The sequence below is a fragment of the Alteromonas sp. KUL42 genome (assembly GCF_006538325.1).
Lineage (GTDB): Bacteria > Pseudomonadota > Gammaproteobacteria > Enterobacterales > Alteromonadaceae > Alteromonas.
Genome location: NZ_BJKK01000001.1, coordinates 215,362 through 230,207, shown reverse-complemented (window position 1 = coordinate 230,207; position 14,846 = coordinate 215,362). Strand labels below are relative to the sequence as shown.

The 14,846-nt window shown below is 43.3% G+C and carries 13 protein-coding genes and 1 pseudogene; 6 read left to right on the top strand and 8 right to left on the bottom strand.

Going from position 1 to position 14,846, the window contains the following annotated elements; genetic code table 11:
• Positions 1-63 precede the first annotated feature (63 nt).
• The 6 genes from EYR97_RS00985 (at position 64) to EYR97_RS00960 (ending at position 5,003) form a co-directional block, all read left to right on the top strand.
• Entirely contained in the window at positions 64-1,272 is a 1,209-nt protein-coding gene (locus tag EYR97_RS00985; RefSeq protein ID WP_131091980.1) for a type II secretion system F family protein, read from the top strand.
• Positions 1,273-1,374: 102 nt separating this feature from the next.
• The gene (locus tag EYR97_RS00980) at positions 1,375-2,280 is read left to right on the top strand and encodes an A24 family peptidase (protein ID WP_131091979.1); all 906 of its coding nucleotides are present in this window, start codon (positions 1,375-1,377) and stop codon (positions 2,278-2,280) included.
• Positions 2,281-2,293: 13 nt separating this feature from the next.
• Positions 2,294-2,899, top strand: coding sequence for a dephospho-CoA kinase (gene coaE, locus EYR97_RS00975; protein WP_131091978.1), 606 nt, complete (start codon positions 2,294-2,296; stop codon positions 2,897-2,899).
• A 174-nt stretch (positions 2,900-3,073) separates the two neighbouring features.
• The gene (zapD, locus tag EYR97_RS00970; protein WP_131091977.1) at positions 3,074-3,826 is read left to right on the top strand and encodes a cell division protein ZapD; all 753 of its coding nucleotides are present in this window, start codon (positions 3,074-3,076) and stop codon (positions 3,824-3,826) included.
• A gap of 39 nt (positions 3,827-3,865) precedes the next feature.
• Positions 3,866-4,093 (top strand): DNA gyrase inhibitor YacG, encoded by a 228-nt coding sequence (gene yacG / locus EYR97_RS00965; RefSeq protein ID WP_131092322.1) that lies wholly within the window; start codon positions 3,866-3,868, stop codon positions 4,091-4,093.
• A gap of 37 nt (positions 4,094-4,130) precedes the next feature.
• Positions 4,131-5,003, top strand: a complete 873-nt coding sequence (locus EYR97_RS00960; protein ID WP_131091976.1) for an aspartoacylase — start codon at positions 4,131-4,133, stop codon at positions 5,001-5,003.
• 128 nt (positions 5,004-5,131) lie between these two features.
• On the opposite strand, the gene mutT is transcribed toward EYR97_RS00960, so the two are convergent.
• The 8 genes and pseudogenes from mutT to EYR97_RS00920 form a co-directional block, all read right to left on the bottom strand.
• On the bottom strand, positions 5,132-5,518 hold the full coding sequence (gene mutT / locus EYR97_RS00955; RefSeq protein WP_131091975.1) for an 8-oxo-dGTP diphosphatase MutT: 387 nt from the start codon (positions 5,516-5,518) through the stop codon (positions 5,132-5,134).
• Positions 5,518-8,226: a preprotein translocase subunit SecA gene (secA, locus tag EYR97_RS00950; RefSeq protein WP_131091974.1), complete on the bottom strand. Its 2,709-nt coding sequence runs from the start codon at positions 8,224-8,226 to the stop codon at positions 5,518-5,520. Before secA ends, mutT begins: the two co-directional genes overlap by 1 nt.
• Positions 8,227-8,392: 166 nt before the next feature.
• Complete coding sequence (locus EYR97_RS00945; RefSeq protein ID WP_131091973.1) at positions 8,393-9,268, bottom strand: M23 family metallopeptidase; 876 nt, start codon at positions 9,266-9,268, stop codon at positions 8,393-8,395.
• A gap of 173 nt (positions 9,269-9,441) precedes the next feature.
• Complete coding sequence (lpxC, locus tag EYR97_RS00940) at positions 9,442-10,353, bottom strand: UDP-3-O-acyl-N-acetylglucosamine deacetylase (protein ID WP_131091972.1); 912 nt, start codon at positions 10,351-10,353, stop codon at positions 9,442-9,444.
• A 222-nt stretch (positions 10,354-10,575) separates the two neighbouring features.
• Positions 10,576-11,741 (bottom strand): annotated as a pseudogene (ftsZ, locus tag EYR97_RS00935) (cell division protein FtsZ).
• 108 nt (positions 11,742-11,849) lie between these two features.
• The gene (gene ftsA / locus EYR97_RS00930) at positions 11,850-13,079 is read right to left on the bottom strand and encodes a cell division protein FtsA (protein ID WP_131091971.1); all 1,230 of its coding nucleotides are present in this window, start codon (positions 13,077-13,079) and stop codon (positions 11,850-11,852) included.
• Positions 13,080-13,086: 7 nt separating this feature from the next.
• The gene (locus EYR97_RS00925; protein ID WP_131091970.1) at positions 13,087-13,857 is read right to left on the bottom strand and encodes a cell division protein FtsQ/DivIB; all 771 of its coding nucleotides are present in this window, start codon (positions 13,855-13,857) and stop codon (positions 13,087-13,089) included.
• A gap of 20 nt (positions 13,858-13,877) precedes the next feature.
• Positions 13,878-14,846, bottom strand: coding sequence for a D-alanine--D-alanine ligase (locus EYR97_RS00920; protein WP_131091969.1), 969 nt, complete (start codon positions 14,844-14,846; stop codon positions 13,878-13,880).

Genomic DNA, 14,846 nt, shown 5'->3' with positions numbered 1-14,846 from the left:
GTGTCACAAATGCCCAAGATGATGTCTTGGGCATTTTTTTTAGCCCTAGAAAAAGGTTAGAAAATGCCAAAAGCAGCTACTACATTTACTTGGCAAGGAAAGGATAAACACGGCCAATCTCGCAAAGGAGAAATTGCTGCCTCGTCTTTATATGAAGCAAAGAATTTACTACGTAGACAAGGTATTTCTGCCAACAAAGTAAGAAAGCTGTCTAAACCCCTACTAGGTGGTGCACAGAAAATAACACCGGCCGATATTTCGGTTACGTCCCGTCAAATAGCAACTATGCTTGCCGCTGGTGTTACATTGATACAATCCTTAGAAATGATTGCGCAAGGACATGCCAAATCAACTATGCGCAAACTGTTAGGGGAAATTACCGAAGAGGTAAAGGCCGGTAATCCGTTATCTTCAGCATTAAGAAAACACCCTCTTTATTTCGACGACCTCTATTGTGACTTGGTCTACACCGGTGAACAGTCAGGTGCGTTGGAAACCATCTACGATAGAATTGCAACCTATAAAGAAAAAGCCGAAGCTTTAAAATCAAAAATTAAGAAGGCTATGTTCTATCCAGTTGCAGTACTTGTCGTTGCGTTTATTGTTACTACTATTCTTTTAGTCTTCGTTGTTCCTCAATTTGAGGAAATCTTTAGCAGCTTTGGTGCAGAGCTTCCCGCATTCACTCAGTTCGTTTTGGCCATCTCACGGTTTGTTCAAGACTATGGAATTTTTATAGGCATCGGTATTGCGGCTGCAGGTTTTCTATTCATGCGTGCACACAAGAAAAGCCAAAAGCTACGCGACAAGGTCGATAGAAATATTTTAAAAATTCCAGTAATTGGCGAGATCCTCAAAAAGGCCAGTATTGCCCGATTTACTCGCACATTGGCAACGACCTTTGCCGCTGGGGTTCCGCTTATTGGCGCGTTAGAATCTGCTGCTGGTGCATCGGGTAATGCCGTATATCGCGACGCCATTTTGTACATGCGTAAAGAAGTGGCAGGGGGTATGCCGATGCACGTGGCTATGCGCGCTACACAAGTCTTCCCCGACATGGTTACACAGATGATAGCCATTGGTGAAGAGTCCGGCGCAGTGGATGAAATGTTAAGTAAAATAGCCACCATTTATGAAGCAGAAGTTGATGATATGGTTGACGGGTTAACCAGCTTACTAGAGCCCATGATTATGGCGGTACTAGGTGTCGTTATTGGTGGTCTTATTGTTGCTATGTACTTACCTATTTTCCAAATGGGTAACGTGGTATAACTACAACTCAGGTTCGGTTTCGAAATTAAAATGGTTCATTTAGAGCTAAATTCGTACACCAAAGGCTCATAGACTCTAGCAATTAAAAAGAACAAGCAATTCATGGAAATACCATCAACAGAGACTTTTGTTATTTTATTCGAGCTCTACCCAGCATTTTTCTACACATTAGTCTTTATCGTTAGTTTAATGGTTGGCAGTTTCTTGAATGTCGTAATCTATCGACTTCCCATCATGATGGAAAGAAGCTGGCAAGAAGAATATCAGCAGTACTTTAGCCAATCGCAAGAACAAATGGTTTCACCATCAAGTGATACGCAAACAACATTTAATTTAATGAAACCAAACAGTACTTGCCCTTCGTGTGGTCATAGAATACGCGCTTGGGAAAACATACCGATTCTGAGCTATCTATTTTTAAACGGCAAATGCGCAAAATGTAAAGTCGGGATATCAATACGTTATCCTCTTGTAGAGCTATTTACAGCATTAGCATGTACTTTTGCCGCCATTCATTTTGGCCCTACAGCCTCTGCACTGTGGGCAGTACTATTTACCTATATACTCATCGCGCTTTTGTTCATAGATTTAGATAAGATGCTATTGCCCGATCAATTGACACTTCCGTTATTATGGATTGGTCTACTCATCAGTACACAAGGTATTTTTGTAGATACCACTGACGCTATTATTGGGGCTACTGCAGGTTACTTAAGCTTATGGTCTGTTTATTGGCTATTTAAGCTAGCAACAGGTAAAGAAGGTATGGGCTATGGCGATTTTAAACTTTTGGCAGCACTTGGGGCATACACTGGTTGGCAAGGACTACCAGTGGTAATCTTATTGTCATCATTTGTTGGTGCGATCGCCGGAATATTAATCATGGTATTGCAAAATAAGGGGCGCTCTCTTGCCATTCCATTTGGTCCTTATCTTGCCGTAGCGGGTTGGTTTACCCTGCTTTACAAAACTGAAATCATAGATGCCTATTTAACATGGGCCTTATAAAGAATGAAATATTATGACGAGTAAATTTGTTGTTGGGTTAACTGGTGGAATTGGAAGTGGTAAATCTGCAGTTACAGCCCTATTTGAAAAGCATGATATTGATATTATTGATGCCGATGAAGTCGCTCGTGACGTCGTTGCCATTGGTTCTGAAGGTTTAGCGCAAATTAGTGCCTATTTCGGAAGCGACATTTTGCTTGAAAGTGGCGCCCTTGACCGCGCAGCGATGCGAGAGCGAGTATTCAATAATGAGAACGAGAAAGCTTGGTTAAACGAGCTTCTTCACCCTCTTATTCGCGCACGAATGCTTGATTTAATCAATGAGTCACTTAGCCCTTATTGTATTTTGTCAGTCCCTCTTCTCGTTGAGAATAAATTAACATCTATGTGTCAATGTGTGGTGGTAGTTGATTGCCCTGAGCAAATGCAGCTACAACGAGCTATACAGCGTGATGGCAACAACGAGCAAACCATTAAGAATATTATGGCTTCACAGGCAAATCGAGAAGAACGCCTCGCTGCCGCAGACTATGTATTAGACAACAGCACTACTATTGGCAGCCTCGCATCTCAGATAAATGCTCTACATGAAAAGTTGTTAGCTCAAGCTACTGCCTAATCTAATATGCCCACTTAGATAAAAAAGCCCTCACAATACATTGAAGTATTGTGATATATGAAACTTTTTTGATCAAATAGTACCAAATTAAGTGTTTCAAGTGAGAGTCTACTTGGCTTAAGCCTGATCATGCATTAGGCTTAAGTGCTAAGTACATGTCTTTTAAGGGTATCCATGAGTAGCGCTGTTTTCGAATTTCCACTAAAGGAAAAAGTACGTAACTATTTACGTGTAGAGCAGCTGCTGGGGCAACTTAAAATGACAGCAACTGCAGACCTCACCAGTTTACAGCTGATTTTCTTTGAACAATTGTTTGAACTTCTAGACCTTGTCGAACGTTTAGACCTTCGTTCTGATCTGACGAAAGACTTAGAAGCCCATGAAAAGAATCTCGTTTACTGGTCAAGTCATCCACAAATCGACAGCAGTGCATTGGAGCAAGCGCTAAAAACGGTATTAACGTTGAGAGAAAAACTCAAAGCTGACAGACGATTTGCCAGTGTACTCAAAGACGACAAGTTTCTAAGTTCAATTCGACAGCGTTTTGCTATCCCCGGAGGAACCTGTAGTTTTGATTTACCTAGCCTTCACTTTTGGTTACAACAACCTCTTGAACGGCGTAAGTACGAAATATCACAGTGGTTAGGAAGCCTAACGTTACTCGATGACGCCATAACCGTAAGCTTGTCTTTTATTCGAGAACGCAGTCAATTCTCAAATGTTGTTGCTGAAAATGGTTTTTATCAAGGTGTCGCCGAAGATTCAAAAGAACTAATTAGGGTTAAATGTCGCGTTGATGAAGGTTATTATCCAACCCTAAGTGGGAATAAGTACCGTTATGCCCTTCGTTTTATGCAATTTTCTGTTAAAGAGGGGCAAAATTCCGCTGTCGAAAATGATATTCAGTTTCACTTATCCGCCTGCTAAAATGCGCCTCATCGCTAGCTCATTCATAGGAGTAATATGATGGAAGTGAAATGTCCAATCTGTGCAAAGCAGGTTGTGTGGTCACCCCAAAGTGAATATCGCCCATTTTGCAGTAAGAAGTGCCAACTTATCGATTTAGGTGAATGGGCGGGTGAAGATCGAAAAATTGCGGGTAAACCAGCTGAAGAAGTAACCCCAAAACATATTGATATCGAAGAAATTGAAGCAATGCTCGCTCAGCAGCAAGATGATTTTTTCAAGCACTGAAGTACAGCGTGTTTACACACAGAAAGGACAACATTAAATGTTCAACTCAATCGCGCTAGTTGGCGGGACCCACGGCAATGAAACTAGTGGTATACAACTTATTAAAAATTGGCAAAAACACGGTATTCCTGAACAATTCCAAGCGTTAAATATTTCTCTTCATATAGCCAATCACGCTGCGCTTAATGCTAATGTTCGTTTTGTAGAAGAAGATCTCAACAGACAATTCACTCTAAACGGACTAGCATCTTCAAATTCGTCAAAAGAAGCTTTGCTTGCGAGAACTATCAATGCGCAGCTAGGACCCAAAGGCGCATCAAATACTGACTTTGTCATTGATATTCACAATACGACCAGCGAGATGGGCGCTACTCTTATTATTCTAGAAGCTGATGAATTCCATGTTCAGCTTGCCCGTTATGTTAAAAAGCACATGCCTGAAGCCAATATATTGGTTGAAGATGAGAAGCCATTTCTAGAACACGGTTATTTGTGTACCACCGGCAAACGCGGTGTAATGATTGAAGTAGGCGGACAACCTCAAGGTGTATTGCGCGAAGATGTTTATTTACTGACGCAGACAATGGCAGAGGTAATTTTAGCTTTCTGTTTGGCTTACAACCAAAATACTATTGAAGCGGATTCCCTTCCCCCATGTGAAGCATTTCGATTAGGCGAAAATATTAGCTTTCCCCTTGATGAAAATGGTCAGCGAACCGCAATGATCCACCACGCCTTACAAGACGCTGATTTTGAACCCCTCGTTCCAGGTATGCCAATGTTTAGAACGTTTGACGGTCGCGATATAACATGGCAAGGAGAACACGAAACTTACCCTCACTTTATAAATGAAGCGGCTTATTTCAAACTTGATGTAGCTTTTGCTACTGCAGAAAAGATTACTCTCTAACAAGATACGTTTTATACCAATCCATATAGGAGTCTGCCCTCTGTGAGTGAGTAAACTTCTATGCGGACTGGTATTATTCGGACAATGAGAGTAAGGATGGGACAATTAGAAATAAAAAGGTAAAATTATTATTGCTGCTTCAGTGCAGTGATTATCGGGACATTAGCCTCAGGAAAATCACTCGCATCTAATTGATGCACATTAATCCACTTGGACAATTGCCCTTCTTTTCCATGGGGCTCACCAGTGAACTCGCTCACGCTATGTACATCAAGCTTAACGATTTTATCTCCATAGTCGTGAGTAATGATTGTAATGGGCTGTGTGCTTATTACATCAATTCCCACTTCCTCTGCGAGCTCTCGCGATAATGCCTCTAGGAGGGTTTCACCTTCTTCAACTTTACCACCGGGAAATTCCCACTTGCCGCCCTGATGAACATTGTCAGGGCGCAAGGTTATAAAAATGTCAGTGCCGCGGGAAATAACTCCAACGGCAACATGAACGACTTTCATTACTTCAATTTACCGTGACATTGCTTGTATTTCTTACCAGAACCACAAGGACAAGGATCGTTGCGGCCTACTTTAGCACCGTCTCTTACTTGGGTACGAGGTTTGCCATCAGCAGTTTCTGGCGTCGCTGAGGCATCTTCGTGTTCAAAACTCTTAGGCACATCATCAGCTTGTTTTCGTTGTGCTTCCACTTTCTCAACGTCTTCTTGGGCTTGTACTTTCACGCGAGACAAAATGGTGATCACTTCTACTTTCAGTGCTTCAAGCATCTGAGAGAACAAATCGAACGACTCACGCTTATATTCTTGCTTAGGGTTCTTTTGTGCGTAGCCGCGTAAATGTATACCCTGGCGTAAATGGTCCATAGCCGCTAAGTGCTCTTTCCAATGACTATCTAGGTTTTGAAGCATTACCGCTTTTTCGAACTGACGAAGTACTTGCTCACCAACGACTGCCTCTTTCGCTTTGTATGCACTTACAACCTCATCAAGAATACGCTCACGTAACTTCTCTTCATAAAGTTTATCGTCATTTTCAAGCCATGTTTGCAGTGGCAAATCTACGGCGAAATCGGCTTTAAGACGCTCTTCAAGACCTTTAACATCCCACATCTCTTCAAGTGACTGTGGCGGAACATACTCGTCAACAACACTTGTGATGACATCTTCGCGAATGGCTGCGATGGTTTCGCTAATATCACCTTCATCAAGTAACTCGTTACGCTGTTCGTAAATGACTTTACGCTGATCGTTAGCAACATCATCGTATTCAAGAAGTTGCTTACGAATGTCGAAGTTACGTCCTTCTACTTTGCGTTGTGCATTTTCAATTGCACGTGTTACCCAAGGGTGTTCAATTGCTTCGCCGCGCTCCATACCTAAGCGCTTCATCATGTTGCCCATTTTCTCTGACGCAAAAATACGCATAAGTGCATCATCAAGAGACAAATAGAAACGACTAGAGCCAGGGTCACCCTGACGCCCAGAACGTCCACGTAACTGATTATCAATACGACGAGACTCGTGGCGCTCTGTACCAATAATATGAAGACCACCCGATGCTAATACCGCATCATGGCTTTCTTTCCAGGCTGCTTTAATTTTCTCTATTTGTGCTTCGGTTGGATTTTCAATTTTCTCAACTTCTGCATGCCAATTACCACCTAACACAATATCAGTACCACGACCGGCCATGTTAGTCGCAATGGTTACTGCGCCCGGCTTACCGGCCTGTGCAACAATGTCTGCCTCTTGTTCGTGGAATTTGGCATTAAGTACTTTGTGAGCAATTTTCTCTTTCTTAAGAATGCGAGAAATTAATTCAGAGTTTTCAATTGATACCGTACCCACCAATGTAGGTTGACCACGCTTAACACACGCTTTGATGTCTTCAACAATGGCTTCATATTTTTCTTCTGCAGTAAGATAAATAAGATCAGCCATGTCCTTGCGTTGCATCGGGCGGTTGGTAGGAACAACAACCGTCTCTAAACCATAGATATGATTAAATTCGAAGGCTTCTGTATCGGCAGTACCTGTCATACCGGCCAATTTGTTGTAAAGGCGGAAATAGTTCTGGAAAGTAATTGAAGCCAAAGTTTGGTTTTCGTTTTGAATACGTACACCTTCTTTTGCTTCTACCGCTTGGTGCAAACCTTCAGACCAACGGCGTCCTTCCATGGTGCGGCCAGTGTGTTCATCAACAATTACTATTTGGTCGTCTTTTACGATGTAATCTACATCTTTTGCAAACAGTTTGTGCGCGCGAAGTGCTGCATTAATGTGATGAAGTAAGGAGATATTACCCGCAGCAAACAATGATTCGCCCTCAGGTAACATACCTTCTTGTTGAAGTATTTCTTCAACGTGAATTTGCCCGCGTTCAGTTAAGTGAATCTGCTTCGCTTTAAGGTCAATGGTGTAATCGCCATCACCTTCTTGCCCTTCTTCATCTTCTTTTTCTTGCTGAACCAACTTAGGGATGATTGTGTTGATTCGACGATAAAGTTCAGAGCTGTCTTCTGCTTGACCGGAGATGATTAAAGGCGTTCTTGCCTCATCAATCAAGATTGAATCAACTTCGTCCACTACGGCAAAGTTTAAGGGGCGTTGCACACGGTCTTGAGGGCTAAACGCCATGTTATCGCGCAGGTAATCAAAACCAAATTCGTTGTTGGTACCATAGGTAACATCAGCTTGATAAGCGTCGCGCTTCTGTTCAGGAGACATACCGGGAACGTTACAGCCAACTCGCATTCCCAGGAAATTAAAGAGTTCGTTACTCCACTCAGCATCGCGACGAGCCAAGTAATCATTTACAGTAATTACGTGAACGCCTTTTCCTGACAATGCGTTTAAGTAAGTTGGAAGCGTAGCGGTAAGGGTTTTACCTTCACCAGTACGCATCTCAGAAATTTTACCTTGGTGAAGCACTTGGCCACCTAGCATCTGTACGTCAAAATGACGCATACCATAAACGCGCTTACTGGCTTCGCGCACAGTTGCAAACGCGTCGTTTAAAATGTCATCAAGGGTCTCCCCTTTTTCTAATCTCGCCTTAAACTCTTCCGTTTTTGCTTTTAGCGCCTCATCAGAAAGCTTCTCATACTCTGCTTCTAGAGCATTGATGGCATCTACGTTCTTAGTTAATTTTTTTAATAATCGGTCGTTTCTGCTACCGAATACTTTTCGAAGGATGCTTGAAAACATTAGCTTTAATATTCCACTACTTGTCGAGACGCCGCACATCGTGCACAGCTAAATTAAACGTATAAAATACAACGTGATAAACGTTGTATTGGCGATGTATTTGTTACTTGCATGAGCACAGTGCTAGCACTGTGTTAACTCACTTACCTGGCTGCTACCCTTCTGTCTACTGATAAACGTAAGGTAGAGGATCGACGTGTTTTCCGTTTCTTATTACTTCGTAGTGGACATGGACCCCTGTTGAGCGCCCTGTATTGCCCATTTTAGCGACAGGTTGCCCTTTAGTAACCACATCACCAATTGAAACACTGAGGCTGTCATTGTGCCCGTAACGGGTCACAAGTCCATCCCCGTGATCAATTTCTACTAGTTGGCCATAACCATAACGATCGCCCGCCCAGGTAACTATACCTGCCGCAGTAGCAACCACGTTATGCCCCGCTTTACCCGCAAAATCCAAACCTTTATGCATGGCTGGTTTACCGGTAAACGGATCAGCCCGCATACCATAATAAGAAGACAACCATCCCGACTCAATCGGACGACCAGATAATTGGCTCTGTTCGTGGATATGGTGACCCCTTACCAAACTTTCAAGCATAGATAACTGTTGAGACTTCAAATCAAGTGATTGCTCTAGTTTTGCTATTTCATAAAGGATGGGATCGTCATGGATGTTATCCGGTATCGATACCGGTACGAAAGCGTCCAGGTCAGCCGCTGACATACCTAATTCAGTTGCAATTTGCTTTCCTTTTTCATCGAGTAACGTCGCCTTCGCCGAAAGCGCGGCTACATGAGAAAGCAATGCTTGTAATTTGACTGTAGTTTGTGTTTTCAGTGCTTCTACATCTTTTTGTGATGTATTGACCTCTGTTTGGGCCAAGCGCACTCGAGCTACATCTTCAGAAACAGATTCCGTGGAGCGGCTCGACACTAACATAAAAATAGACGAAAGCACCGTCGCACTAACGAGAGTACGAACACTGATACTGTGCCTGTAGCGCTTATTTTTACCTGCTAGTGTAATTGTTAGTTTCATACCACGAAGAAAATGTATTGCTTCACGCCGAATTTGTTATTGTCACAGTTTTCGCTTCTGTGCGTTATTTTGTTATTTGGGTGAAACTTTTATAATTATTTGGCTACTGTATCATTTATTCCAGTAATTGCCATACGAAAAAAAGCCGCCTGTTAGGCGGCTTTTTACAAATTTTATGCAAGGGCGGGCTGAACATAACGAATTGGCGCTGTTTCTTGCGATTCGTATGTTACATATTCCCAACACTCTTTCTGAGCGAGTACAGCATTGAGTAGTTTATTGTTTAAGCCGTGTCCTGTTTTATAGGCGCGAAGCTCACCAATTAAGCTGTGACCACCAAGATAAAGATCGCCGATTGCATCCAGAATTTTATGCTTCAAAAACTCATCGTCATAACGCAACCCTTCTGGGTTAAGTACGCGAAATTCGTCTAACGCTACCGCATTTTCCATGCTGCCACCAAGTGCTAAGTTGTTGGCATTCATATATTCAAGGTCGCTCATGAAACCGAAAGTACGTGCCCTACTTACTTCGTTTACGTACGAACATGAGTCAAAATCCATTACCATGTGCTGACGAGTTTGGCTGATAACGGGATGCTCAAAATCAATTTGAAAATCGACGCGAAAGCCGTCATAGGGGACAAGCTCTGCCCATTTATCACCATCTTCAACACGAATAGGCTTTTTAATACGTATAAACTGCTTAGGCGCGTTTAGCTCTTCAATACCAGCAGACTGGAGTAAGAAAACAAACGGACTAGCACTACCATCCATGATAGGCAGTTCATTGCTGTCTACTTCAACAATAATATTGTCGATGCCCAACCCAGCAAGCGCAGATGCGAGGTGTTCTACCGTTTGGATAGTAACGCCATCTTCATTATTCAAACATGTACATAGCATGGTGTTTCCCACCGCGTCTGCGCGGGAAGGTATATCTACATAAGGTTCGAGATCAACACGCCTAAACACGATACCCGTGTTAGCCGGCGCAGGTCGGAGAGTCATTGTGACCTTTTCACCTTTATGAAGCCCAATGCCGGTTTCTTGAACCGGGTGCTTGATTGTACGTTGTCTAATCATCTACTTAAGCTTTCTACCTATTAAAAAATAGCGGTCGCGAATTATAGTGAGTTATTACTTACATGTCAAAGCCGCCCAATTTGAGTGTTATAAACATTCAAATTTAGGTGTCTTGTACTTATGCGCAATAATGTCACAATCTCGTTCTCGGCCATCAAAACCTCGATTTCAAGCGTATGACCACGCTATCGCGAAATAATTCACTTTTGTTACAGACAGACGTTAGTCTGCCTGTTTACGCAAAAACGCTGGAATATCAAGGTACTCTAAATCGTTGTCTGGCTGCGCACTCTCATCAGCTTTAAGCGCTTGGTTACCTTCTGTACCACCAACTGATGAACGCGGCTCACTGGAGTGTGTATTACCGTATTCCTTTGCTGTTTGCGTCAATCGAGAACCTTCAGAGCTCACCAATGAGATATCTGGCTTACGTTCAGCGCCGATGCCTGTCGCTACAACAGTTACACGTAACTCGTCTGTCATTTCCATATCAATAACAGTACCCACAACAACTGTGGCGTTCTCTGATGCAAATGCTTTAACAGCGTTACCTACTGTTTCAAATTCATCGATAGCAAAATCTGGACCTGCGGTAATGTTAACCAAAATACCACGGGCACCAGACAAATCTATGTCTTCTAACAGAGGGCTGGCAATGGCTGATTCAGCAGCTTCTTCCGCTCTATCAGGACCGACCGCAGCACCGCTACCCATCATGGCTTTACCCATTTCAGACATCACCGTACGTACGTCGGCGAAGTCAACATTGATAAGACCAGGACGGGTAATAAGCTCAGCAATACCTTGCACTGCACCACGTAAGACGTCGTTTGCTGCACTGAAAGCTTGAAGTAACGGTGTACCCGGCCCCATCACTTTAAGTAACTTCTCGTTAGGAATTGTAATTAACGAGTCAACGTTATTTGCTAATTCAACAATACCTTGTTCAGCAAATGAAGTACGTTTTTACCTTCGAATGGAAAAGGCTTGGTGACAACCGCAACCGTAAGAATACCCATCTCACGTGCAATTTTCGCCACTTCTGGCGCTGCACCTGTACCTGTGCCACCGCCCATACCGGCAGTGATGAAAACCATATCAGCACCATCAAGAGCTTGACGGATGGTTTCTCTGTCTTCTTGCGCTGCTTCACGCCCAATGTTCGGATCGGCACCAGCACCTAACCCTTTGGTTACACTTGAACCAATTTGAAGCGTGACGTCTGCACTTGAGCTGCGAAGCACCTGTGCATCAGTATTAACTGCAATAAATTCAACGCCTTCAATGCTTTGAGACACCATGTGCTCAACAGCATTACCACCGCCGCCACCGACGCCGATGACTTTAATTACGGCTTCTTCGCCGTGACTATCCATTAATTCGAACATACTTACTCTCCGGTTGTACGTCTTTTAAACACTACGCCAGGTCATTCCTTAAGACTCATTGCTTCCTGCAAGTCTTAGTGCCGTAGCTATAGCGCCCCCAAAATAAAATTAAAATTCGCCTTTAAACCAGCTTTGCACGCGATGAAAAAGACTTTCACCGGTCTTTTGCGTACTGGACTTCTTATTATCAGATTGTACTTTGCCGTACTGCAGCAGTCCTACAACTGTTGCAAATCCGGCATCATCAACGTATTCAGACAAGCCTTTTACGTTAATGGGTTTGCCCACGCGCACGGGCATTTGAAAAAGCTCCTCAGCAAACTCGACTGCACCTTCCATTTTTGCGGTTCCGCCAGTTAAGACAAGTCCCGCAGCAATCTGCTCTTCCAAACCACTGGCACGAATTTCATCGTGAACCAGTTCAAACAATTCTTGGTAGCGAGGCTCAATTACCTCGGCCAATGTATGTCGAGACATTACCCGTGCCGGACGTCCGCCTACACTAGGTACTTCGATGCTCTCTTCCATACTCACCATATCTTTCAATGCACAGGCGTAATTCACCTTAATTTCTTCTGCATTGCTAATAGGTGTTCTAAAAATCTTAGCGATGTCGCTGGTTATCTGATTTCCCGCCACGGGGATAACTGCTGTGTGACGAATAGCACCATCAGTGTAAATCACCATATCCATGGTGCCACCGCCAATATCAACAACACACACACCCAGTTCACGCTCATCATCTGTTAGCACAGCATAACTCGAAGCGAGTGCTGAGAAAATAAGCTGATCAGCATTTAATTCACATCTTTCGACACATTTGACCATATTCTTGGCCATATCATCGGCACAAGTAATGATATGGGCATCTGCTTCCATTCTTACTCCCGACATACCGATGGGGTTTTTAATCCCTTCTTGTACATCAATAGTAAACTCTTGAGGAAGCACATGAAGCAGACGTCGCTCAGCGGCAATGGGTACACTGCGCGCAGCGTGAATGACGTTATCGACATCTTCTTGTGTTACTTCCTGATTGTTTATCGGTACCATGCCATTTTCATTCTGACACTTAACATGACGGCCCGAGATGGACATAAATACTGAAGATACTCGGCAATCTGCCATTAGCTCCATCTCATTCACTGCACGTTGAACCGATTTAACTACTAGGTTCAAGTCGTTTACGCCGCCTTTGTCCATGCCTTTAGATGCGTGTGTACCTACACCAACAATACTGATTTGATCATCTTCTAGTAGCTCACCAACCACGGCTTTCACTTGGCTCGTGCCGATATCTAGTCCTACAATCAAATTGCGTTCAGCAGGTTTTGACATGGTTTTCCTAACTCTCTTCATCTGTGGTGCTACCGTCGTTCCAACCTACAGCAACACCCGTGTCATAGCGAAGGTCGACGTATTTCACCGCCTTCTCTTGTTGCATCAGAAGCGGATAAACATCGATAAAGCGTTGTAGCCTATCAATAAACTCCTGACGTCCTAAATTTAACTTGATACCGTTGTCTAACTGAACTTGCCATGCAAAACGTTCGCTTAGACTAAGTTCATCAATTGCCATCTCTGTTGTAGCAATTAATGCATGCATCGCATTGTAACCTTCTAGGGCAGTTTTTTCGCTGCCTCCAGGGCCATACAACCTTGGTAAATTCAATTCAACACCTTCATCATTGAATGTGTCACCGTATGGGTTTAACAACAAATCTTCGTTCCACTTGGCAACCGGTGTTTGCTCGACCAAATAAATCTTCAAAACATTGGGCCATTTTTTACGCACCGAAGCTCGATATATCCATGGCTGTGACTCTAAAAGCTCGAACACATCGTTGACATCAAGGGCAAAAAAACTGCCAGGCTGTGCTTGTCGAATCAGCCTTTCTAATTTAGCAATGTCCACATGTTGATAGCTGCCAGAAAAGTCGATAACTTGCACTGGCATTTGCTGCTCATCAAACAAATACTGATTTGCTTTGATTGCGCCAAATACTATCCCTGAAAGTACCAGAATTAAAAAAGCGACGCCGCCCCATATCGCGCTCTTACTCTTTGACGAAGATACGCTGGCCTGCTTTTTTTTATCTGCTATCAATTCTGCCATGACGAACTAAACGCCTTACCTCAATCCGTCACTACATCAGTATCAATACTGGTCGACAAAATACCTAATACCAATTCATCAAAACTCAGACCAGCTACTTTAGCTGCTTTAGGTACCAAGCTTTTTTCTGTCATGCCCGGTACTGTATTTGCTTCTAGCAAATAAAACTGGCGTTGGCTGTCTTGCATAACGTCAATTCTGCCCCACCCGCTTCCAGAAATAGCATCGAATGCGCGCGAGGCGAGCTTGGCTAACTGTGCTTCTTGTTCTTCAGACAAACCACTTGGACAAAAATACTCTGTCGTATTATCCTGATATTTCGCAGCATAATCGTAGAATGTATGGGGTGTCGACATACGGATTGATGGCAAAGCTTGGCCTTGTAACACAGAAACCGTGAATTCAGGTCCATCGATATATTGCTCTAACAGAACTTGATTATCGTATTTAAAAGCGTCCTGTATAGCCGTTTGAAGTTGCTCAGCGCTTGTTACTCTTGCCATGCCAATACTCGACCCTTCTCTGGCCGGTTTTACCATGACCTCATTCCCCAATTTATCCATTATAGCGCTGCACTTACCAGCTTCAAAGTGCCTTTTGTCTGCAATTTCATATTTTGCAGTGGGTAAACCTAAACTTTGCCACACTTGTTTGGTATGAATTTTATCCATGGCAAGTGCTGAGCCCAAAACACGACTGCCTGTATAAGGAATTTTCAACAATTGAAGGGCACCTTGCATAGAGCCATCTTCACCGCCTCTGCCGTGCAACATAATAAGTGCACGATCGACATTCAACTCAATTAAATCAGTCAAAGGGCGCTGTGCAGGGTCAAACGCAATGGCATCTACGCCTTGTCGCACAAGTGCATTTAAAACAGCATTTCCAGAATTTAGCGACACTTCGCGCTCCGCAGAGTCGCCACCAAACAACACGGCTACTTTGCCGTAAACTTCTGGTTTAAAAATATGTACTGAAGGCTTCAACAT